A 21,856-nucleotide genomic window follows, 5' to 3' on the forward strand; every position below is an offset into this window, starting at 1 on the left:
GCTGAAGCGAATGACGTGGTCTTTTTTTTGTGCTTTTGTGAGTATAACAGAGGTAATCAATGGGAGGAATCAGGATGACAACATCGTTCTCGGCAGAAAAGCGTACGGAATATCTGGATCGAATGGCGAATGCACATTTTGACATATTGATTATCGGTGGGGGAATCACGGGAGCCGGGATTGCGCTGGATGCAGCTTCCCGCGGATTGAAGACAGCATTGGTGGAAATGCAGGATTTTGCGGCAGGCACATCCAGTCGTTCGACCAAACTGGTGCATGGCGGTCTACGGTATCTGAAGCAGCTTGAAGTGAAAATGGTGGCTGAGGTGGGACGGGAGCGAGCGGTGGTGTACGAGAATGGACCGCATGTGACGACACCCGAACCGATGCTGCTCCCCATCTATACGGCGGGCACCTTTGGCCGCTTCAGCACATCCATTGGCCTGATGGTGTATGACCGACTTGCTGGAGTAAAACGTAGTGAACGACGTCAGATGTTAAATGCCGAGGCCGTCTCAGACAGTGAGCCATTGCTGCGCAAGGACGGACTGCTGGGTGGTGGACGTTATGTGGAATACCGCACGGACGATGCCCGGCTTACGATTGAGGTAATGAAGGAAGCGGTACAGCGCGGTGCACAGGCTGTGAACTATGTAAAGGCAGTAGCATTCCTGAAGGAGAATGGAGTTATTACCGGCATTCAGGCTGTGGACCAGATCAGCGGTCAATCTTATGATCTGCGGGCAACCAAGGTGATTAATGCTTCCGGTCCATGGGTGGATGAGCTGCGCAAGATCGATGGTTCGCGCCAAGGCAAAACGTTGCAGATGACGAAAGGTATTCATCTGGTATTCGACGGTACACGTTTCCCGTTAAGGCAGGCTGTATATTTTGATACACCGGATGGACGAATGGTCTTTGCTGTCCCGCGGGATGGCAAAACCTATGTAGGAACCACAGATACCGTCTACGAAGATGATCCCGCACACCCGTTAATCTCCGAAGCAGACCGGGATTATGTCATCGATGCTGTCAACGGCATGTTCCCGGGCGTTCGGATTCGAGCCGAGGATGTGGAGTCCGGTTGGGCAGGTGTGCGTCCGTTGATTCATGAGGAAGGCAAAGGACCTTCCGAAATTTCGCGCAAGGATGAAGTGTGGGCAGCTCCTTCGGGGTTGATCACGATTGCCGGGGGTAAATTAACCGGGTACCGCAAAATGGCCGAGATGGTTGTTGATCTGGCTGCCCGCCAATTGGAGCAGGAGACGGGGAGATCCGTTGGACCATGTATAACAAAAAAGATGCCGATCTCTGGAGGCCACGTTGGCGGTTCCGCCGGATTTGGTGCGTATGCTGAACGCAAGATTAAGGACGGCGTAGCACTTGGGCTCGACAGATCTACTGCGGAACGATTAGCCCGAGTGTATGGTTCCAATGTGGACGCACTGTACGAGCGGATGCCTGACCCGCGGACAAAGGCCGAGCTGTATGGAATGTCACAGGAGCTGCTGCTAATGCTGCGTTATGCCATTGACGAGGAGATGGCTGTGACACCTGCAGACTTTTTTGTGAGACGCACCGGAGACCTGTTTTTCCGCATTGACGAAGTCCGTCAGTATAAGGCAGCGGTTATTCAGTATATGGCTGAACGCCTGGATTGGCGGGAGGAGCAAGCGATACGGTTTGCGAATGAACTGGATCAGCTGCTCTTGGAAGCATCGGGCAAAATGTAATGCAGGATTTCGCATCTGGGGGTCGAATGGAACATGTAAGCGTGTAACAAGGAGAGGGGATTACATCTATGACTTTACAGATCGGAATCATTGGAACAGGTTGGTTCAGCAAGGTACATGCCGATATTCTGGCACGAATGGAAGGTGTTCGTGTAGCAGCTGTCTGTGGTACAGCGCTGGAAAAGGCGGAGGCCATGGCTTCCGTCTATGATGCTGTTGGCTACGGTGAACTTGAACATATGCTGGATGGTGAAAAGCTGGATGCAGTCTATATCTGTGTGCCTCCGATGTCTCATGGATCGATTGAAGCTGAATTGATTCGTCGGGGCATCCCGTTCCTGGTGGAGAAACCGCTGAGTACAGGCATGGATATCCCTCGTCAGGTGCTGGATCAGGTACAGAAGTCCGGATTGTTGACAACGGTAGGTTATCATTTCCGCTATCAGGAGGCTGCACAGGTACTGAAAGAAGCGATGAAAGAGCAGACCGTCGGCATGGCGCTTGGGCGCTGGATGGGCGGAATGCCAGGAGTCGCCTGGTGGCGTCGCCAGGAAGGCTCCGGGGGACAGTTTGTGGAACAGACGACCCATATCGTGGATTTGCTGCGGTATTGTGCTGGTGAAGTGACAGAAGTATACGCTGTAGCGGCCCAACGCAGCATGCATGAAAAGCATGAGCATGTCACGGTAGCTGATGTGGCGAATGTAACGCTTAAGCTGGAGAGTGGGGCCATCGCGAGCATTGCGAATACCTGCCTGCTGCCAGATGGTGAGGGCGGCGCAGGGCTTCAGTTCTACACAGATGCCGGAGTCTGGGATTGGACGCCTGAACGTCTTCTTCTGCCAAGTGCTGCCCCTCATGCAATGGCAGGTCTGGAGATTCCCGCAGGGCATAACCCGTATGAGCGGGAAAATGAAGCGTTCATTCACGCCCTTCGTACCGGAGATCGTTCACGGATTTTGTCCGATTATGCGGATGCCTGCCGTACACAGGAAATTACAACGGCGGCATTGGCTTCGGCAGATTCAGGATTGCCGGTACAGCTTCAGCGCTCCAAACATCTCTCTCATTAATCCTTTTATGACGTAACCAGAAATGTAACCCCATGAAAAAGACGCCTGAATCTGGACTGATCGGAAGATCAGTTCAATTCGGGCGTCTTTGTGTTGTACATGAATCAGAATCTGGCTACTTAGTAGACTGCTGCTGTTTCAACCAGTCTGAGGACCAGTTGTAAATCTGATTGATGACGGGTTCGATAGCTCTGCCTTTGGGCGTCAATTCATACTCTACGCGGGGCGGAATTTCAGGATACATATGGCGGGTTACGATACCTTCCATTTCCATTTCCTTCAGACGTTCGGATAACAACCGACCGCTAATCGCCATTTCTGCTTCCAGCTCTGTGAATCGTTTGGGTCCGGATAACAGTTGGTACATGATGAGCAGTACCCATTTCTTACCGATGATATCCATGGCTTGCGTAATGAGACAGGGACTTGGGGATTTTACTTTTCTCAGCTTCAACGTGTTCACCTCGATTCAAGTAAGTATTATGGATTTTCTCGTATATATAAAAGTGCGTGGCTTTCTGCCGCTCTGACCAAAGTAAGGGACAATGAAGTCAACATGTTACATACAAAATGTACTGTAACATACCTTTTGTATGTATTATACACTATTCGTCAAAAAATTACTTGAATAAATAATGTTATTATTATATACTCACTTCATAAAAGTAAGTTAATGATTATTAATATGTATAATATCAGCACATACTATTTTCGTAGATGCAAACTACCCATTTTAAAAATAGAGTTACGTGGTAACTTTTACATAGATTTCTTTTATACAACAGATGGATATAGACATTCATTTTCAGGAGGATTATACATATGAACAAAGGCATAAGAATTTTGGGATATATTGCGTTGGTTGTGCTTGCGGGTGTGTTTGTAATGACAGGCTTTAACAAGGTTAGTGGAGCAGAGATGATGGTACAGACTTTCGAAGGTTTCTCCTATCCTACATGGACGATGTATCTCATTGGTGCAGTAGAACTGCTCAGTGCGGTGGGCTTGCTGATTCCACGTACTCGTATTCTGGCTTCAGGCGTATTGACGTTCATTCTGATTGGGGCTGTGGGGAGTCATCTGATTTATGGACAATATGCGGCTGTTCCTTTCCCGGTAGTACTGTTGGTTGCTAACATTGTTGTTCTTATTATGGGTATGCGTAAACTGGAAGCGGAAGAAATGGATATCGATCTCGTGCAGGTCTAAGAGTTTGATTGATTTGGATTCAAATGTTCCAATATGAAGAAGATGACCACTGCAATGGAGCGGTAGTCATCTTTTTTATTATCGAAGGGCTGTCCCACGAAAGGAATGCTTTGAGATTAAAGGCTTCTTTGACCACGTGTGATAATCCGCAGCGTATGCTTGGTATCCGATTGCTGGATCCAAGTGTCGCATACCTGACGAACCCAATCCGGGTTGGTTTTGGCGGCATCGTTCAGCCAGTTGCTGACAGAGTCCTGTACATATTTATGAGCATCCGAGTTCACATGGTTCAGCAGAGGCAGAGCTATCGCAGGGTTTTCTTTCAACTCCTGAATATGTTTGGCCCACACACCGTGCGGTCTTGTCGATTCTATGGCAAACCGTCGAACCAGTGGGTCGGGATCGATCGCCCAGTCCATGAGAAGCGCCAGCGCTTCCGACAATTCAGCCGTAATCGGCTCCCGAACAGCCATCCAGGCAATTTCTCGTACACCAAAGTGATGATCTGCGGCAAAGGGACGGATACGATCGAGTTTTTCAATCAGGCTTAAGCGGGAATCCAATCCGATGATATAGGCTGCCCAGCAGCGTACACTGTCTGAACGGTGTTCTGCAAGGAAACGAAAATGATGTAATCGCTCCTTTTCCTCCATTCGTTCCAGAAGGTTGAGCCAGTTCGCGGCGATAGTCGGAATGATTTTCATGACCCGCTGCTCATTTATCTGTGCTAGCTGTTCCATCATTTCCTGTGTATCGGTATCCATTCCCCGTCCATGAGAGACCTGCTGAAAAAGGAGAATGTGATCAACGGCGAGCCACTCCGTCAAATTTACGGATTCGATATGCCCCGATTGAAGTAGGTTGCGGATATGATCCGGGATCTCAATCCCTTTACGGGCACCTTTGCGAAGCAGAACATCCTCGGGTATATGCAGTTCTTTCTGTACATCCATCACCGTACTCCTCCTTGCATGTATGTGGATTCATCATCTACACGATACAATTGGCAGCAGGATAGAGATGTAATGTGGCTTACAACTGGGTGTTAGCTGTGCATGAAGCGGATAGTTCATTACGATGCAGGGCGACGGATTTGAATCCAGTACGAATACGGCCAACCCGTGCAAGATCTTGCAGGGCAACACTGACAGACTCACGCGTGGCCCCAGCCATCCAGGCAATCTCCTGATGGGTCAGTACAAGGTTGATCCGACCATAATCTCCTTCGTCCACCCACCCCATCTGATCCGCCAGTCGAGTAAGATTATGCATAATTTTGTCATGCAGATTACCCAAGGCCAGCTTCTGTGTCAACTCACTCATGCCCTTGATTCGCTCGCTGAGTACTTTCATCAGATTCATCATAAACTCGGGGTGTTCAATCAGAAATTGTTCAAAACGCTGCCTGTTCATCAGGCAAATATCGCATTCCTCCAGGGTTTCGATATATACGGAACGTGTGCCAAGTGAAATGCCGTTCATTTCCCCAAACACATTTCCTTCCTTCAAAATATCGAGAGTAAATTGTTTCCCTTCTTCCGATAATGTGTACAGGCGGACTTTCCCTTTTTTCACAAAATAAAAACCTTCCGCAAATGTATCCGGTGTCTGGATCAGCGTATTCCTGGCCAAGGTCGTGATGGACGTCATGCTGTCCATTTCGATCAGGTCTGCCTCGGACAAAGAGGACATCAGATTGAATTGTGATAAATAGAGGATTTTATCCATAGCATTCCTTTCCCTTACCGTATGAAAATAAAAAAAAGAAGAACCCACGGAGTTCAAAGGGTTCTCATGCAACGGGACTTCTTGAAACGGAAGGTCTCCCGATTATAAATAATCGAATAAATTCCTATTATAGTAGCTTTTTAAGTTGGGAGACGCGTCCTTGGCTAATGCCAAGCTTTTCCGCAATTTGCTGTTGAGCCAAACCGGGATTCTGTTCAACGATTTCCTTCATTTGTTGCAGCATACGTGCCGTCTTCGGCCGCAGGTCCGGGTACTCTTGGTTGGCAGCTGTAGCCCCTTCTTCCCATGCGGGAGACGAGACTGTGGCGGATTCGGTAGCAGGACGCTCCACGGGTGCAGGAGCCTGTTTGTTCTGAGGAACGAACCATTCGGGAGTGTCATCCGGGTGTTTTAATTGAATTGCACAAGTCCGGCAGATGAATTGCTCTTTGAAATACATTTCCGTATCCACATCACCGCAAAACACACACAACGTTGATTTGTACTTTCTCAAAATCAACTCTTTCCCTTCAATGAAAAACTCGAGCGGATCGCCGATATGGATTTCCATCGTATCCCGCATTTCTTTGGGAAGGACAATTCGTCCAAGGCGGTCCAGAGATCTCTTCATTCCGGTTCTTTTCATCGCATCTCCCCCGCAATATTCACAATTAAAACCTGTCCTTATTGTAAGGAAGAAAGGGCTTTAATACAACAATAATATTTCAAGAAATAGGGTTAATTCCATCTATTATGGGAAAATAAGTTTAGATAGTACGGGTGCAACCGCTAATGTGAACAAGGCAGCCAGTACCATGGAGATGCTGGAGATGCTTCCAGTCAGTGAACTGAGCTCAAATGCTTTGGATGTGCCTGTTCCGTGGGCACCGGTTCCAAGCAGCGTGCCACGTGCAATCTCGCCATCAATACGCAGCACTTTTACAATGGATGGCCCCATAATTGCCCCCAGCAGACCGGTCATGATGACAAAAACCGCGGTAACGGCCGGAATGCCTCCAATGGTAGCCGATACGTTCATCGCAATGGGGGTCGTGATTGATCTCGGAATCAGACTATGAATGAGTCCGGAGTCCAGGCGCAGCCATTTGGCGAGCAGGGCAGATGAGAGGACCGCTACCACGGAGCCTGTCATAACACTGAAGACGATCTCGGAAATATGTTTTTTGAGTACATGGAAGAACGTATAGAGCGGTATGGCGAAGGCCACCGTTGCCGGTTGAAGCAGCAAACTTAGCCATTTACCACCACTGCTGTAGGCAGCGTAATCCGTACCTGTTGCGAGCAGCACACCGACGACAAGAAGTGGCGTAATCAGCAGCGGAGACAGATACACTTTGGGCAGGTTGCGATACATGCGTTTGGCGACCCAGTATATACCGACGGTTAACAAGAGACAGAAGAATCCAATCATCCAGTGTGACGCTCCTTTCGTTTGGCGATTCGGGTGGCAACAAGGCCTGTGCATGCCATGACCAGAAACGTGCTAAGCAGAACAATAAATAGAATTTGCAATCCGTCTTGCTCCAGCATGGGCATGTAGTTCATAATGCCAACGGCTGACGGGATGAAGAACAGCAGCAGCTCACCGAGCAGCCAGGCAGCTCCAATTTCGATCCAGCGCAGCTTCACGACACGGGTCTGAAGCAAAATGAACAGCACGATCATACCGAGTATTGAACCTGGTACAGGTAGATGGAGAGCACGGGCCAACTGGTCCATGAGCAGTGAAAAGGCCATCAAGAGCGCAACTTGCAAAATGCCAAGGCCCCATTTCTTCACTTCAATCCCCCCTTGTATAATGAACGTGATGATTTTGAGTTGTTTATGAAAATGAATGGAAGCGTTGTTTGATATAACAAATTTTACATCGCATTCTTTCATGAGTAAAATGCATATTAAGAATGTTTACCATTCCATTTATCTATGAGAGATGGGGATCAGACGATGGATATCCGCCATTTGCAATATTTTCTGGAAGTTGCGCGGCAGCAAAGCTTCACCAAAGCGGCCGAAGTGCTGTTCATTACACAACCGACCATTAGCAAAACCGTCAAAAGCTTGGAAGACGAATTGGGCGTAACTTTGCTGGATCGTTATGGCAAGAAGGTCGCGCTGACGGATGCAGGGCATGTCTTTTTCCGACAGGCGCTGGAGATTGAAAAGTCATTTCGCAGCTTATCGTCCGAGCTGGACGATCTGATGAATCTGAAGAAAGGGCATCTTCGCATTGGTCTGCCACCGATGGTGGGGTCCAGCTTTTTCCCGATGATTATCGGTGAGTTTCACAAAGCCTATCCGCAGGTGACCATTCAGCTGTTCGAGGATGGTGCGAAAAAAGTGGAGGCCGATGTGATCAGCGGTGCACTGGATATTGGTGTTGCCGTTCTTCCAACGGTGGATGAACTGGTGGATCATTTTGTTTTTGTTAAAGAGAAGCTGAATCTGCTCGTACATCCATCGCACCCGCTTGCGAGTAAAGAGTCTGTCGCGCTGCGCGAGCTGGAGCATGATGCATTTGTGCTGTTCCGTGAGGATTTTGCGCTGCATGACCGGATTATCGCTGCTTGTCAGCACGTGGGATTCCAGCCTCGGGTGGTGTATGAGAGCTCCCAGTGGGATCTGCTCAGTGCGATGGTAGCGGCCAATTTGGGTGTGGCGTTGCTGCCAGAGACAATCTGCCGTGAGGTAGATCATATGCGTGTGCGCATTATACCCGTGATGGAACCTGTGATTCCTTGGCAGCTCGGCATGATTTGGCGGAAGGACCGATATTTATCCTTTGCAACCCGGGAGTGGATCAGTTTCACACAGTCCATGCTGAGTGAGTAAACTCTTTTGTTGACCCCGGATCGTTGTTACAATGGAAGCATAATTATGGTGGAGGTGTAGGAACATGAAACTGCGGGTATCCGCTGTACAATACCAATTACAAACAATCAGCTCATTTGAGCAGTTCGCCGCTCAGGCTGAGCATTACATACGGACAGCGAGCGAGTACGGAACCGAATTTGTGCTGTTCCCGGAATTTTTCACAACGCAATTAATGTCCATTGGGGACAAACAAGGTAATGCGCTGACAATTGAGGATCTGCCGAACTTTACGGAGCAATATGAGCAACTATTCACATCACTTGCTGCCAAGTACGGCATGCACGTCATTGGGGGAACCCACGTCATTCGCCGTGAAGGGAAGCTGTACAACACAGCCCACCTGTTCTACCCGGATGGTCGCATCGCTCGCCAGGACAAGATTCACATTACACCAACCGAAGTACAGGAATGGAATATGGCTCCCGGAGATGGGCTTGAGGTGTTCGACACGGATAAAGGCCGTATTGCGATGCTGACCTGTTACGATATTGAATTCCCGGAAATTGTGCGGATGGCCAAAGCCAAAGGCGCTGACGTGATCTTCTGCCCTTCCTGTACGGACGACCGGCACGGATTCTACCGTGTGCGTTATACGAGTCATGCCCGCGCGGTGGAGAATCAGGTGTATGTTGTGTTAACCGGAACGGTAGGCAACTTGCCGACGGTTGATTTCATGCGTGCCAACTACGGACAGGCTGCAATTATTACGCCGAATGATATCCCATTCCCGCCACGTGGCATTCTGGCCGAGGGTGAGATTAACAATGATATGATCGTGACCGCCGATCTGGATCTGGACTTGTTGTATGAGGTGCGCGAACGTGGATCGGTAACGACCTGGCGTGACCGTCGGACTGATCTGTATACCGATTGGGAGTAAAGCTTCCTCTATAACGAAGCGAAACAGAACAGGAAATTCATATGTCAGTGGAAAGGGGTGACCCGGGAACATGTATACCAAAGAAATGCTGATTACCGATCCAGATCAGAGTGGCAAAAGGGTAAAGGCAGTCGTCCGCAATTATGTTGCAGCCGACTACGAGGAACTCATTCGCATTCAGGCGGAGAGTTTCCCTCCACCTTATCCGGAAGAGCTGCTCTGGAGTCACGAGCAGCTCACCAGTCATGTGCAGCATTACCCGGAGGGTGCCATCTGTATTGAAGTGGATGGAGAATTGGCCGGCTCGATGACTTCGCTGCGGATGCAGTGGGATCCTGCACATCCAGCAAGTCATACCTGGGCCGAAGCAACGGATGACGGCTATATTCGTAACCACAACCCGGATGGCAACACGCTGTATATTGTCGATCTCTGTGTTCGTCCGAAGTACCGCAAGTGGGGACTGGCTCAGCTTATGATGCAGGCGATGTACCACCTAGTGATTGCACAGGGTATGGATCGGTTACTAGGTGCGGGTAGAATGCCGGGTTATCATTTGGCTGCAGACCAACTGTCTGCGCAGGAATATCTGGATCAGGTGGCGGCGGGCGAGAGGCGTGATCCGGTGATATCGTTCCTGCTTCGCTGTGGCCGCATGCCGGTTGGTGTGACCGCAGACTATCTGGACGATGAGGAATCGTGCAACTATGCAGCCCTGATGGAGTGGCAGAATCCGTTCAGATAATACATCGTTTGTCAGTGTGAAACATGTTTGCACACATTAAGGCTGGAGTATTCACATCGAAGATGGCAATATAATCGCCAATACATATCATGAATGAGGAGGCATTTTTCTATGGAATTCACGCGTATTACCTCTATCAACGATCCACTTTTTGCCCAGATGCACAAGCTGATGCAGGAGATCTTCCCACGAGAAGAAGTGCTGGACTTCCCCCTGTGGGCAGAGCCGTTGGAAGATCCGGGTATTCGGGTGTTCGTGGCTGTGCATGAAGGACAAGTTGTTGGAGCGACGGAGTACCGTTATTACGAGGACTGGAACGTAGCCATGACGGACTTTACGATAATTGGGCGCGAAGGTCTGGGGACCGGCAGTTTTCTGGCGAATCACCGCAAGCGTGATCTGCAAAAGTTGGCTGCGGCAAACGGGAAAGAACTGTTCGGCATGTTTGCCGAAATCTATAACCCTTATCTGAGTCAAGATCATGAGTTTGGCGGCATCAAGCCAATGGACCCGTATGTACGTCGCGAAGTATTGTCCCATCTGGGATACCAGCGTTTGGACTTCCCGTACGTTCATCCATCCTGGCAAGGGGACGGGGAAGCGGTTGGCGGCTTGGATCTGTGCTTCATGCCAGGAGATGAGTCGCTTGGTGAACTGCCAGCCAGTCTGGTGGCTGATTTCCTGAATCGATATTATGCGGTGCTGCCGAACAAACCGCAAGAATGGCTTGCCATGGTAGAGAAATTGACTGCTCGCAAGTCGGTTCCACTACTGCCGTTGTAAACGGGAGCAGGACCGTCACAGGTGATTGTAATGTTCTGAGCAGCAGTAAAACCAAGAAAAGGCCCGTTAATCAGACCGTGATCGGTTCTGTTTAATGGGCCTTTCCGGTTTCATTAGGTTATTGCCCTAACGAATCTGAGGTGCCTTATTCAGGGATTTGAAACGTCCGCCGAAATCTAAGGAAGCTGAGACACGCTATATCAGAATAAACAGCTGTTTGCAGCGTTTTTTCGGGGCATTTTGGAAAATAACGTGCCTGATATTCTTTACAATGTATAAAGAGGACCTAGAGGTCAAATAAGACGTCCCAAGTTCCTTAGAAAATCGCTTACCTGAGTTTGAAGACATATCCTAGATTATTAGTTCATTGTTAATAAAGCCTATAAACATATATTTAACGATTCATTTTTATTTAACGTCATTTCGATTCGGTAACTGACTCAAATAACTGTTGGATAAGTGGAGAAGATTCAAAGCCCGCTCATACTGTTCCTTGGTAATATATTCGGAAGAGGTTGATTCCTCTTCGGTTGGTATGGCAGATGCGGGCACGGCCGGTTGATCCTCCATACTGTCCGGATTCGTTTCCTTCTCCCGGTCAGACTCTGCCGAAACGACATCCTGTCTCCCGGCATCCGCAAGAGAATAATGCGTACCATCACCGTATCCCGTCTCAGGAACGAACAATGAAGCATCGTTCAATACGGAACCGGAGGGCAGATAATAGCGCTCTGGCAGCAGATTATTTCCCTCACGCAGCAAATCCTGCCCGAAATACAGTTGGTTCTGGAGAGAGGCTCCGGTCAAGCCGGCGATCGTTGGCAGAATATCCACCTGTCCTCCGATCTGTTCCAGCTGCGCAGCCGGCGTGATGCCAGGAGCCGTGACGATGAGTGGAATATTGATCATGTCCGCAGACGTGTACTCCCGACCGTAGATTTCCTGCATCAGCTTCTCATCAGTCCGATCCAGGGAGTAGATAGGCAGACCCAGATGGTCACCGTAAACGACCAGCACGCTATTTTCCCATAGTCCACGTTCCTTAAGTCCCTCAATAAATTGCCCCACGGCCTGATCGGCATAATGCTGGGACACAAGATAATCCCCTGGCAACGTATTAACGTACCGTTCCGGCAACGTCAGACTTTTTTTATCTTCTGGTAAATGGTAAGGGTGGTGCGCAGACATGGATATGATTTGTGCATAGAAGGGTGATCCTGAGTCCTGCATGTCCTCCAGTTTATCGAGCGTTTTGCTGTACAACACTTCATCCGATGCGGAGAAGGCGATGGAATCCTCTGTTCCGAAATAATTGATGTCATAATACTGATCAAATCCAAGCGCCTTGTATAACTGATCGCGATTCCAGAAGTGCACATCATTCGTATGGAATGTGGCTGTCTGATAACCGTTCGCGGACATCAGTCTGGGCAGACTTGGAAATTCCTTATTGGCATAGACGGTAGCTGCGGCTCCGTTGGGCGGTGTATAAAACGATGTATTCACGACAAACTCGGCATCCGATGTGTTACCCTGTCCCACTTGCTGATAAAAGTTCGGGAAATACAGGCTTTGTCCAGCCAACTTATTGAGATGGGGTGTAACTTCCTGTCCGTCCACCTGCAATCCGATCAGGAAGTTCTGGAATGATTCGAGCTGGAGGACAATAACGTTGCGTCCTTTGGCTGCACCCTCCTCAACAACAGAGGGCAATGCTGTCTTTAGTTTAATCTCGTCGATATGATTTTGATCGATTTGATCAAGGGGCACAGGTTTGTCAGGACGATCAGCCAGGATGGTGTAGGCTTCGTAACCGAGAATCCCCATCTGCTCCGCCTGTGTAATCTCGCTCATGCTCGCCCGATTGGGGTAAATGTTGAGCATGCACAGCATCATCGACAGAATCAGAATGACCGAGGCAATCCGTCTTCTGGCCCTTCGTTCAAGCGGCACTCTGCCTGGACGTTCAGTCCCGCCGAGCTTGATCCGCCGACGAATCAGAATCCCCGCGATAACCAGAACATCTGCAAAAATAAACAAATAATACGGATCGAGCAAAGAGAACATGCTGCTCTTGACCGAGGTTACCTGATTAACTTGTGCGAGCGCGTGATAATTGACAATGACACCATAATATTTGTAATACATGATCGCTGCGAAGAAGATGCCCGATAACACCAGATTGAGTCCGAGATAGAGCCACATCCGGCGTTTGGCTGCGAACCATTCAATCAGACAGAAGCAGATCCAGATCAGCGGCAACTCTGTCAGCAGCGGTTTCCAGACGGGGATGTCATCGAAGATCACAATCCAGGCCAGAGAGCTTTTGATCATCATAATAACGGTGAACACGATAAACGGTCCGCTTAGAAACCGGGTGAGTGAATTGCGTGACAAGTTACCGCCTTCCTTTCTTTCCGAAGTTTCATTTAACAAGTATTATGCTATCTCATGGCATGTCGTGTCAAAAGCACCGAACTTCTTGATTGCTCATTTATTTCAATTATTGGAAAAAAGAGAGAGGCGCTTGGGGTCATTCATGACCTCACGTATACAAAAAGCCCCTTCCATTGAGGAAGAGGCGGAAGGGGTTGCATTTTAAAGTGAACATAATTAAATGATGCTTACCCAAAGTGTAATCATTGATCACAGTACATCTGTAAACACGCATACAGATTCTGGGGCAAACATCAGGCTTGCTCCCGGTTGTTTACTCTATGGTGAAGGTCGTGACGAATGAAGGTCTTGGAAACATGGTGGGCTTCTGTGCAGTCAGCCCTTCACTCGTGCTGCGATTGCGGTGAGCATGGTTATAGGCTTGAGACTGCTGCCAGTTTTTGAAATGATCCTCGGACTGCCAAAGTGTAAGTACGACATACGTATCGTCCTTTAGCGGACGAAGCACACGAATACCAACAAAGCCGGGTTCGTCTTCCACTTTGCGCGCACGGTTCTTGAAGCGTTCCTCAAAGTCGTTCCGACCATCTTCGGTTACAGGTATATTGTTCAGAACGGCATAACCGCCGCCTGTCCAGGAGCCTGCGGCATCGAAGGCTTCGTACGCCGCTACGTTGTCATCGGACTCGATGTTCATCAGACGTTCTGTCGATTCAATGGCCAAACGAACCTGTTCCTCGCTGCGCAAAGTCAGATGCGGATATGCAGCAAGTGCATCCGGAATCGGTGAAGGGACCAAATAGATATACATAGAAGATGCCTCCTTATTTACGTACATTCTATATAAGTTTAACTACACTTTTACACGAGAACGTAGAGGACAGAAATAAGCTGGAGAAGCGAAGCGTTCGCCTGAAAGCTTTCTGAAAGAAAGCTGCATCGGAAGCATACGCTTATCCCCGGATGTTTACCTTTGTGAAAATGAATCAAAAAATCTGGGGATAACAGCGATCGGAAGATTGTTCTGTCATCGGAGTGGCAAGTGTAATTTTATCTAGTTCAACTTATACACCCCAACATAGCATATGGGAAGGGACGAGTCCAATCCGCTGATTGGCTGGTTTGAGCACTGCTTTTCGTGATAAAGTAGAGAGACTACAATCAGAACGGGTGATCGCATGACAACCGCAATTCGAATATCAGTCAGGCCTTTGGTGGAATATGTGTACCGCAGTGGCAGCATACGTCCAGGGTTCCGCTCGAATGCATCGATGCAAGAGGGAACCCGGATACACCAGCGAGTGCAGAAGGATTACACAGAAGAGGATTTGAAAGAAGTGGTTCTCGAAGTGGAACTGCAGCATGGAGACTTGACCTACGTGGTGGAGGGACGATGTGACGGGCTGATTCGTCTGGATGGTCAACTGACGGTGGATGAGATCAAATCAACTGCGGGCAATCTGGACGATCTGGGCGATGGGGCCCCCGTACACTGGGCGCAGGCCATGATGTATGCCTATATGTACGCCGTTCAGCATGATGAACCCCGTATGCAGGTACAGCTTACATACGTGCACACCGTGAATAATGAGGAAAGACGGTTTCGGCGGATGCTGGAACGGCAGGAGCTGGAACAGTTTGCAGCAGAGCTGGTCGCTGGTTACGCGCCATACGCAGAGATGATTGTGGCGTATGAAGAGAAGCGCGATATAAGCGTGCGAGAGCTGCCTTTCCCTTTTCGCAAATACAGAGAGGGACAGCGCAAGCTGGCAGGAGCCGTATACAAGACCATCCGCGAGGGGCAGGGACTGATGGCGAAAGCGCCAACGGGTATTGGCAAAACGATGTCAGTCCTGTTTCCCACGGTCAAGGCCATTGGTGAAGGAGAAGCCAAACGATTGTTCTATCTGACCGCAAGAACGACGACGCGAGTGGCGGCAGAAGAGGCTTTTGCCCGGATGCAGGCGGAAGGATTGAAGATGCATGTGATCAGTCTGACCGCAAAGGACAAGATCTGTTTCAAGGAAGAGGAAGCCTGTGATACGGGACAGTGTGGCATGTGCGAAGGATATTATGACCGTATTAATGGAGCCGTGCTGGATATGCTGGAACATGAGACGTTAATGACACGCCCGGTTATTGAACAGTACGCACGTAAGCATCGGGTATGTCCGTTTGAATTTTCACTGGATGCTGCGTATGCAGCCGATGCGGTGATCTGCGACTATAACTATATTTTCGATCCGCGTATCTCGCTCAAACGAATGCTGGAGGAGCAGAAGCGCAAGACGGTATTACTGGTCGATGAGGCACATAATCTGGTCGATCGGGGCCGAATGATGTTTTCGGCAGAGCTGGAGAAGGCCGTCTTTCTGGATGTCAAAAGGGAATTCCAAACGCTGGGCAGCAGTGTGACTGCCGCCAAAGCTATTGCGGATCGAACGGGCGCCATAGACAAATACCTGATTACGCTCCGCAAAAACGGTGGGGATGAGGGCAAATTGCTGCAACAGGAGGCGCCAGAGGAACTGATTGAACTGCTGGAGCCTTTTGTCATGGTTGCGGAACAATGCCTTGTTGAAGGCGGTTCGGGGAATGCGGAGACGGATGAATTGCTGCTGGCAGCCTATTTCACCGCACAGAATTTCCTCCGTATCGCCAAGCTGTACGATGAACGCTTCATTACCTATATGGAATGTGTACGAAGTGAAGTACGAGTGAAGCTGTTCTGCCTGGATCCATCTGTGCTGCTGCGCCAGACTGCCAAAGGATTCCGCTCTACCATTCATTTCTCTGCGACATTGTCACCTCTTGGTTATTACCGGGATATGCTAGGTGCGGAGGAAGAGGATTATACCTTGCGTATTGCTTCGCCTTTCCAGCGAGAGCAGCTGGATGTGAGATTGCTGCCGTTATCGATTCGCTATCGGGATCGTGAACGTTCCAGACAGCCTATTGCCAATATGCTGCGCCAATTGGTTGCCGAGTGGCCGCATAGCAACCTGCTCGTCTTTTTCCCATCCTATCCATATATGCGCGAAGTACACGGGACGTATATGGAACAGCCGGGCGAGGCAGAAGTCGTGATGCAGGAGCAGGGCATGAGTGAAGAGGAGCGGGAGGCGTTCCTGAACGCGTTCCAGCCACATCCGGAACGAACACGATTGGTATTTGCCGTTATGGGCGGTGTATTTTCGGAAGGTGTGGATCTTCCGGGTGATCGTCTGAACGGAGTGGTGGTGGTCGGGGCCGGACTTCCCCAGATTGGTCTGGAGAACAACGTACTACGCGATTATTATAGTCGGACAGGGCGAAACGGATTTAATTATGCCTATGTTTTCCCCGGCATGAACAAGGTATTGCAGGCAGGTGGAAGGCTGATACGTACGGAAGAGGACAAGGGTGTGCTGGTACTGGTCGACGATCGTTTCACCGAGGAACCGTATCGTTCATTGCTGCCTGAGGAATGGCAGGACTACACACGGATTTCACCCGAATAATGATATTTATATGAATTGAACTAAACATTTACACGGGAACGGAGAGGGCAGAAATAACCTGAAGAAGCGAAGCTACAAGCTTTCTGTAAGAAAGCTGCATCGGAAGCATACACCTCGCCTTTATCCCCAGATTTTCCCCTTTGAAAAAGGAATCCAAAAAATCTGGGGATAACAGCGATCAGAGGGTTGTTCTGTCATCGGAGTGGCAAGTGTAAATATTCTTTAGTTCAATTTATAGCTAAAGAACGATCATAGACTTTTTTTAGCTTTCTTGTGTGTGCATGATTGAAGGATAGGCCGAAAAGGGTATTACTTGGATAGCATACGAACGAACAAGGACGATACAGATACGTGCCGTGGTCCGCTTCGAAAGCAATCAAGGAGGTCGGATGGGAATGAAGAGAAATCATACGATGATGCAGTTTTTTGAATGGCACCTGGCCGCAGACGGAAATCACTGGAAACGATTGGCTGAAATGGCGCCAGAACTGAAAGCCAAAGGCATTGACTCCGTGTGGGTGCCTCCGGTGACCAAAGCCGTGTCTGCCGAGGATACCGGTTACGGCGTATATGACCTGTACGATCTGGGCGAATTTGACCAGAAAGGCAGTGTGCGTACCAAATATGGTACTAAGCAGGAACTGGTCGATGCGATTGCCGAGTGCCAGAAGAATGGCGTTGCTGTCTATGTGGATCTGGTGATGAACCATAAAGCGGGTGCGGATGAGACGGAAGTCTTCAAGGTGATTGAGGTTGATCCCAATGATCGATTGAAGGAAATCTCCAAACCGTTCGAGATTGAGGGGTGGACCAAATTCACATTTCCGGGCCGCGGGGATCAGTACTCCTCTTTCAAATGGAACGCCGAACACTTCAACGGTACAGACTTTGATGCCAAGGAAGAACGGAGCGGTGTGTTCCGCATTGCAGGGGAGAACAAGAACTGGAATCAAAATGTCGACGATGAGTTCGGCAATTATGATTACCTGATGTTCGCCAATATCGATTACAATCACCCGGATGTCCGGCAGGAAATGCTCCAATGGGGAAAATGGCTCATCGATACGCTGCAATGCAGCGGTTTTCGATTGGATGCGATCAAACATATCAATCACGAATTTATCAAGGAATTCGCTGCTGAGATGATCCGCAAACGCGGGCAGGACTTCTACATTGTGGGTGAGTTCTGGAACTCCAATCTCGATGCATGTCGTCAATTTCTGGATACGGTAGACTATCAGATTGATCTGTTCGATGTGTCCCTGCATTACAAACTTCATGAAGCCTCTCTGGCTGGCAGGGACTTTGATCTTTCCAAGATTTTTGACGATACCCTGGTGCAGACACATCCAACGCATGCTGTAACGTTTGTCGATAACCATGATTCCCAACCGCATGAAGCACTGGAATCCTGGGTAGGCGATTGGTTCAAGCCGAGCGCCTATGCGTTGACGCTGCTGCGTCGTGACGGTTACCCGGTTGTCTTTTACGGTGATTATTATGGCATTGGTGGTCCCGAACCTGTTGAGGGTAAGAAGGACATTCTGGACATTCTGATGTCAGCCCGTTACGACAAAGCTTATGGAGAGCAGGAAGATTACTTCGATCACGCAAACACGATTGGGTGGGTACGCCGCGGGGAGGACGAAATTGAAGGCTCCGGTTGTGCAGTAGTTATCTCGAATGGTGATGATGGTGAGAAACGGATGTTTGTTGGCGAACACCGAGCTGGTGAAGTCTGGACCGATCTGACGCACAGCTGCGAGGATAGCATTACCATTGAGAATGACGGCTGGGCCACCTTCCATGTATGTGGTGGAGGCGTCTCCGTATGGGCTCTCCCGGATCAGGGTGAGGATTGTGCAGATGCTGAGTAATAGAATGAATATCGACAGTTGAATGCAGAAACGTACAGATAAATATGAAAAACAGTATACAGATCGTTAAACCACCTGAACAGGTTCATATGTTCAGGTGGTTTTCATTTTTTCAAGTACGACTAAAGCTCCATCCTAACGAACTCAGCGCACCTTATTTCCATTAAATTAGCGTTACGGGAATTCTAAAGAATCTCAGTAACTTTATTATTCATGAAAACGATTAAAATAGTCCCATTTGGAGCAACACCATTAGACTAGAGTGTCTGAGATTCGTTAGAATATTGAAACCTCGAATTTAACTCGAATAAGGCTTCTCATGTTCGTTAGAGCCCAAAGGCAGAGATTGAATTCAGTGTGTGTAGTACATTCATAGTTTTTGCTGTTGACAAGGAATTCAAATCTATCTTTAAAGGGTCTGTCCAGTAATTTAACAACCATGATATCTCCACTACTTGTGCTTCTTGCAGAAGAATATATCAAAAAGTAACCTTGTTCAAATCGATACTCCATAGCACTTACCTCCATTAGAATACAGAACGATTACGGTACTTATCCAATACCCTCTATTTACGCATTATACAGTTCAAACGACTCCAGCGTGCCCACCATTCTTAGATCATGTTCTTGGTTGAACTGTGTCCGTTTATCCGCATCGGCGTATTCATCATGATAATGCATGAGCACGGTTTTCTGTCTCACTTCGGCAGGCAGTTGTTGCAGATCCTTCAGTGAGGTGTGTGATTTGATCACCAGATCATGCATATGACATTCGTGGAAGATCAGCTGTACGTCTGCGGCAGCCTGCTCTAACCGTTCCTGATCCAGCGTACTGTCTGCGCTATAGTAGAAGAAGGGCTTTGCAAGAAGGCCATTGCTGACCATACCCGGCACGTGCTGTGTTCGAAAAGTCTCAAACGTTACGCCCCCCAGCTCAAATGTGCCTCCATCCGGTAAAGGTACGATATCATAATAGTCGCTCATCGTACGCTCCCCATCGGTTGTATAACGCATGCCCGGGGATAAAATGCTCCATAACGGATCAACCAGTTCTTCGTGGATAAACAGACGTGGCTTGCGGTCGCCCACAATCTGTGAATAATATCCGAGCATCTGTACTCCGTTAATATGATCTTCATGCAGATGGGTAATAAACACATTGTGAATATCCGTCATTGGAAAGCCGTATTCCTTTAATGCTTTAGCATTGGATTCCGGAAAATCAATCACCAGATGTGTATCGCCGAATTCGGCCAGCATACTGTTGTGGTGTTGCTCCACGCTGAACATGTCTCCTGTACCGAGAAATGTTATTTTCATCCACTTCATCTCCTTCTATTATCTTCAGATTAGCACCAATTAGATTAATTCTAGTATACCTCGTTCCAGGAAATATGCCTAAATCAACCTTTTGTGATAACGCTATCATTTTATATTGAACTTTGTGGGCAAACAGTGTAGCGTAAAGATTGGGAAGTGAACCCATATGAACGTAAACTCACCTAAAGGGAGCGTGCGAGGCGAATGAAGTCTTTTCTGGATGAACAATTTTTGCTGCACAATGAAACGGCGATCAGGTTATATGAGGATTATGCGAAAGACATGCCGATTATTGACTATCACTGCCACTTAAGTCCACAGGAGATCTACGAGAATAAAACCTTTGGCAATATTACAGAGGCCTGGTTATACGGTGATCACTACAAATGGCGGCTGATGCGCGCAAACGGAATTGAGGAGCAGTACATTACGGGAGGAGAGGGCGTAACCGATTACGATCGTTTTCTGGCGTACGCCAAAACTGTACCGATGATGATTGGTAACCCGCTGTACGCATGGTCTCATTTGGAATTACAGCGTTATTTCGGTGTCTATGAAGTGTTGAATGGGACGAGCGCTCCGGCCATCTGGGAAAAAGTAAATGCCAAGCTGAACAGTGACGGATTCGGTGCGCGTGATCTCATTACCAAATCCAATGTTACCGTGGTATGCACGACGGATGATCCATGTGATTCCCTGGAATATCACCTGAAGATTCAGGAAATTGAAGGATTCGATACAGCTGTACTGCCTTCATTCCGTCCGGATAAAGGGCTGGAACTAAACCGCGATACCTTCTCGGAATGGGTAGGCAAGCTGTCGCAGGCAGCGGGAACGGCGATTTCCGATTATGACTCATTCCTCTCCGCTCTGGAATCACGGGTAGAGTTCTTCCACTCCGTAGGAGGCCGGGTGTCTGACCATGCACTCGATTATGTCCCTTACGGCACGGCCACACGTGAGGAAGCAGCAGCGATTTTTGCCAAAGCCATTGCAGGCGAGAAGGTCAGTCGTGAGGAAGAGGACAAGTACAAGACGGTAACGCTGACTTTCCTCGGCAAGCTGTATGCAGATCGGGGCTGGGTCATGCAGTTCCATATGAATGCGGCCCGCAACAATAACAGTCGGATGTTCGCCCAGCTTGGTCCGGATACCGGATATGATTCCGTTAATGATACGCCGCTTTCCTCAGCTATGATCGGTTTGCTCGATGCGTTGGAGCAGCAGCAAGCACTGCCGAAAACGATCCTGTATTCCCTGAATCCTCGGGATAATGAAGTGCTCGCAGCGATTGTCGGCAGCTTCCAGGGTGGCGGCATTCCAGGCAAAATCCAGCTTGGTGCAGCCTGGTGGTTCAATGATACGAAGGATGGCATGCTCGCTCAAATGAAGGCGCTGGCGAATGTAGGTCTAATCAGCCGTTTCGTCGGCATGCTAACCGATTCACGCAGTTTTCTCTCTTATACACGACATGAGTATTTCCGCCGCCTGGTCTGCAACCTTATCGGGGAATGGGCCGAACAAGGCGAGGTACCGCATGATATGGAATTACTTGGACAGATCGTACAGGGCATTGCCTACAACAATGCGAAGGAGTATTTCCCTTTTGCTTCCGCTCTCAAAACGGTTTCTGCTTCGTAATCCATATTCTTCTATAATTGGTTCAAAACCGTGACTTTAAAGTCACGGTTTTTTGGTGTGTATTTGCTATTTGACATT

The 21,856-nt window shown here is 48.7% G+C and carries 19 protein-coding genes; 10 read left to right on the forward strand and 9 right to left on the reverse strand.

Annotation, left to right across the window (positions count from 1 at the left end):
- Positions 1-74 precede the first annotated feature (74 nt).
- Both BMW94_RS04235 and BMW94_RS04240 read left to right on the forward strand, forming a co-directional pair.
- Positions 75-1,733: a glycerol-3-phosphate dehydrogenase/oxidase gene (locus BMW94_RS04235; RefSeq protein ID WP_090994830.1), complete on the forward strand. Its 1,659-nt coding sequence runs from the start codon at positions 75-77 to the stop codon at positions 1,731-1,733.
- 68 nt (positions 1,734-1,801) lie between these two features.
- On the forward strand, positions 1,802-2,806 hold the full coding sequence (locus BMW94_RS04240) for a Gfo/Idh/MocA family protein (protein WP_090994833.1): 1,005 nt from the start codon (positions 1,802-1,804) through the stop codon (positions 2,804-2,806).
- A 115-nt stretch (positions 2,807-2,921) separates the two neighbouring features.
- On the opposite strand, the gene BMW94_RS04245 is transcribed toward BMW94_RS04240, so the two are convergent.
- The gene (locus BMW94_RS04245; RefSeq protein WP_062321783.1) at positions 2,922-3,209 is read right to left on the reverse strand and encodes a winged helix-turn-helix transcriptional regulator; all 288 of its coding nucleotides are present in this window, start codon (positions 3,207-3,209) and stop codon (positions 2,922-2,924) included.
- 419 nt (positions 3,210-3,628) lie between these two features.
- Between BMW94_RS04245 and BMW94_RS04250 the strand changes: the two genes are divergently transcribed.
- The gene (locus BMW94_RS04250) at positions 3,629-4,015 is read left to right on the forward strand and encodes a DoxX family protein (protein WP_090994836.1); all 387 of its coding nucleotides are present in this window, start codon (positions 3,629-3,631) and stop codon (positions 4,013-4,015) included.
- Positions 4,016-4,131: 116 nt separating this feature from the next.
- Here the strand turns inward: BMW94_RS04250 and BMW94_RS04255 are convergent, their stop codons facing one another.
- From BMW94_RS04255 to BMW94_RS04275, 5 genes are all read right to left on the reverse strand, one after another.
- Positions 4,132-4,968: a DNA alkylation repair protein gene (locus BMW94_RS04255; RefSeq protein WP_090994839.1), complete on the reverse strand. Its 837-nt coding sequence runs from the start codon at positions 4,966-4,968 to the stop codon at positions 4,132-4,134.
- Positions 4,969-5,047: 79 nt separating this feature from the next.
- Positions 5,048-5,743 (reverse strand): Crp/Fnr family transcriptional regulator, encoded by a 696-nt coding sequence (locus BMW94_RS04260; RefSeq protein WP_090994845.1) that lies wholly within the window; start codon positions 5,741-5,743, stop codon positions 5,048-5,050.
- Positions 5,744-5,870: 127 nt separating this feature from the next.
- A complete protein-coding gene (locus BMW94_RS04265; RefSeq protein WP_090903297.1) occupies positions 5,871-6,389 on the reverse strand; it encodes an AbrB/MazE/SpoVT family DNA-binding domain-containing protein in 519 nt (172 codons plus the stop codon).
- A 105-nt stretch (positions 6,390-6,494) separates the two neighbouring features.
- Positions 6,495-7,175: a CidB/LrgB family autolysis modulator gene (locus BMW94_RS04270; protein WP_090994848.1), complete on the reverse strand. Its 681-nt coding sequence runs from the start codon at positions 7,173-7,175 to the stop codon at positions 6,495-6,497.
- Positions 7,172-7,543: a CidA/LrgA family protein gene (locus tag BMW94_RS04275; RefSeq protein ID WP_063567332.1), complete on the reverse strand. Its 372-nt coding sequence runs from the start codon at positions 7,541-7,543 to the stop codon at positions 7,172-7,174. Before BMW94_RS04275 ends, BMW94_RS04270 begins: the two co-directional genes overlap by 4 nt.
- A gap of 165 nt (positions 7,544-7,708) precedes the next feature.
- Between BMW94_RS04275 and BMW94_RS04280 the strand changes: the two genes are divergently transcribed.
- The 4 genes from BMW94_RS04280 (at position 7,709) to BMW94_RS04295 (ending at position 11,043) form a co-directional block, all read left to right on the forward strand.
- Complete coding sequence (locus tag BMW94_RS04280; protein ID WP_090994850.1) at positions 7,709-8,593, forward strand: cidABC operon transcriptional activator CidR; 885 nt, start codon at positions 7,709-7,711, stop codon at positions 8,591-8,593.
- Positions 8,594-8,657: 64 nt separating this feature from the next.
- Positions 8,658-9,515, forward strand: coding sequence for a carbon-nitrogen hydrolase family protein (locus BMW94_RS04285; protein WP_090994853.1), 858 nt, complete (start codon positions 8,658-8,660; stop codon positions 9,513-9,515).
- A gap of 70 nt (positions 9,516-9,585) precedes the next feature.
- The gene (locus tag BMW94_RS04290) at positions 9,586-10,260 is read left to right on the forward strand and encodes a GNAT family N-acetyltransferase (RefSeq protein WP_090994856.1); all 675 of its coding nucleotides are present in this window, start codon (positions 9,586-9,588) and stop codon (positions 10,258-10,260) included.
- Positions 10,261-10,371: 111 nt separating this feature from the next.
- Positions 10,372-11,043 carry a GNAT family acetyltransferase gene (locus tag BMW94_RS04295; protein ID WP_090994857.1) on the forward strand — a complete coding sequence of 224 codons (672 nt, stop codon included), beginning with the start codon at positions 10,372-10,374 and terminating at the stop codon, positions 11,041-11,043.
- A 408-nt stretch (positions 11,044-11,451) separates the two neighbouring features.
- On the opposite strand, the gene BMW94_RS04300 is transcribed toward BMW94_RS04295, so the two are convergent.
- Together BMW94_RS04300 and BMW94_RS31115 are read right to left on the reverse strand one after the other, a co-directional pair.
- Entirely contained in the window at positions 11,452-13,440 is a 1,989-nt protein-coding gene (locus tag BMW94_RS04300; protein ID WP_254790107.1) for an LTA synthase family protein, read from the reverse strand.
- Positions 13,441-13,753: 313 nt separating this feature from the next.
- Positions 13,754-14,251: an antibiotic biosynthesis monooxygenase family protein gene (locus BMW94_RS31115; protein WP_090994860.1), complete on the reverse strand. Its 498-nt coding sequence runs from the start codon at positions 14,249-14,251 to the stop codon at positions 13,754-13,756.
- Positions 14,252-14,618: 367 nt separating this feature from the next.
- On the opposite strand from BMW94_RS31115, the gene BMW94_RS04310 reads away from it, so the two are divergent.
- Both BMW94_RS04310 and BMW94_RS04315 read left to right on the forward strand, forming a co-directional pair.
- Positions 14,619-16,940, forward strand: a complete 2,322-nt coding sequence (locus tag BMW94_RS04310; RefSeq protein ID WP_090994863.1) for a helicase C-terminal domain-containing protein — start codon at positions 14,619-14,621, stop codon at positions 16,938-16,940.
- 395 nt (positions 16,941-17,335) lie between these two features.
- Positions 17,336-18,817 (forward strand): alpha-amylase, encoded by a 1,482-nt coding sequence (locus tag BMW94_RS04315; protein WP_090994865.1) that lies wholly within the window; start codon positions 17,336-17,338, stop codon positions 18,815-18,817.
- Positions 18,818-19,387: 570 nt separating this feature from the next.
- On the opposite strand, the gene BMW94_RS04325 is transcribed toward BMW94_RS04315, so the two are convergent.
- Positions 19,388-20,137 carry an MBL fold metallo-hydrolase gene (locus BMW94_RS04325; protein ID WP_090994870.1) on the reverse strand — a complete coding sequence of 250 codons (750 nt, stop codon included), beginning with the start codon at positions 20,135-20,137 and terminating at the stop codon, positions 19,388-19,390.
- A 204-nt stretch (positions 20,138-20,341) separates the two neighbouring features.
- On the opposite strand from BMW94_RS04325, the gene uxaC reads away from it, so the two are divergent.
- Complete coding sequence (uxaC, locus tag BMW94_RS04330; protein WP_090994873.1) at positions 20,342-21,778, forward strand: glucuronate isomerase; 1,437 nt, start codon at positions 20,342-20,344, stop codon at positions 21,776-21,778.
- Positions 21,779-21,856: the final 78 nt, after the last annotated feature.

Source organism: Paenibacillus sp. OK003 (genome assembly GCF_900109515.1).
GTDB classification, from domain to species: domain Bacteria; phylum Bacillota; class Bacilli; order Paenibacillales; family Paenibacillaceae; genus Paenibacillus; species Paenibacillus marchantiae.

Excerpts from the sequence above, each read along its gene's own strand:
- BMW94_RS04235 (WP_090994830.1), top strand. The coding sequence starts at position 75 with ATGACAACATCGTTCTCGGCAGAAAAGCGTACGGAATATCTGGATCGA.
- BMW94_RS04240 (WP_090994833.1), top strand. The coding sequence starts at position 1,802 with ATGACTTTACAGATCGGAATCATTGGAACAGGTTGGTTCAGCAAGGTA.
- BMW94_RS04245 (WP_062321783.1), bottom strand. The coding sequence starts at position 3,209 with ATGGATATCATCGGTAAGAAATGGGTACTGCTCATCATGTACCAACTG.
- BMW94_RS04250 (WP_090994836.1), top strand. The coding sequence starts at position 3,629 with ATGAACAAAGGCATAAGAATTTTGGGATATATTGCGTTGGTTGTGCTT.
- BMW94_RS04255 (WP_090994839.1), bottom strand. The coding sequence starts at position 4,968 with ATGGATGTACAGAAAGAACTGCATATACCCGAGGATGTTCTGCTTCGC.
- BMW94_RS04260 (WP_090994845.1), bottom strand. The coding sequence starts at position 5,743 with ATGGATAAAATCCTCTATTTATCACAATTCAATCTGATGTCCTCTTTG.
- BMW94_RS04265 (WP_090903297.1), bottom strand. The coding sequence starts at position 6,389 with ATGAAAAGAACCGGAATGAAGAGATCTCTGGACCGCCTTGGACGAATT.
- BMW94_RS04270 (WP_090994848.1), bottom strand. The coding sequence starts at position 7,175 with ATGATTGGATTCTTCTGTCTCTTGTTAACCGTCGGTATATACTGGGTC.
- BMW94_RS04280 (WP_090994850.1), top strand. The coding sequence starts at position 7,709 with ATGGATATCCGCCATTTGCAATATTTTCTGGAAGTTGCGCGGCAGCAA.
- BMW94_RS04285 (WP_090994853.1), top strand. The coding sequence starts at position 8,658 with ATGAAACTGCGGGTATCCGCTGTACAATACCAATTACAAACAATCAGC.
- BMW94_RS04290 (WP_090994856.1), top strand. The coding sequence starts at position 9,586 with ATGTATACCAAAGAAATGCTGATTACCGATCCAGATCAGAGTGGCAAA.
- BMW94_RS04295 (WP_090994857.1), top strand. The coding sequence starts at position 10,372 with ATGGAATTCACGCGTATTACCTCTATCAACGATCCACTTTTTGCCCAG.
- BMW94_RS31115 (WP_090994860.1), bottom strand. The coding sequence starts at position 14,251 with ATGTATATCTATTTGGTCCCTTCACCGATTCCGGATGCACTTGCTGCA.
- BMW94_RS04310 (WP_090994863.1), top strand. The coding sequence starts at position 14,619 with ATGACAACCGCAATTCGAATATCAGTCAGGCCTTTGGTGGAATATGTG.
- BMW94_RS04315 (WP_090994865.1), top strand. The coding sequence starts at position 17,336 with ATGAAGAGAAATCATACGATGATGCAGTTTTTTGAATGGCACCTGGCC.
- BMW94_RS04325 (WP_090994870.1), bottom strand. The coding sequence starts at position 20,137 with ATGAAAATAACATTTCTCGGTACAGGAGACATGTTCAGCGTGGAGCAA.
- uxaC (WP_090994873.1), top strand. The coding sequence starts at position 20,342 with ATGAAGTCTTTTCTGGATGAACAATTTTTGCTGCACAATGAAACGGCG.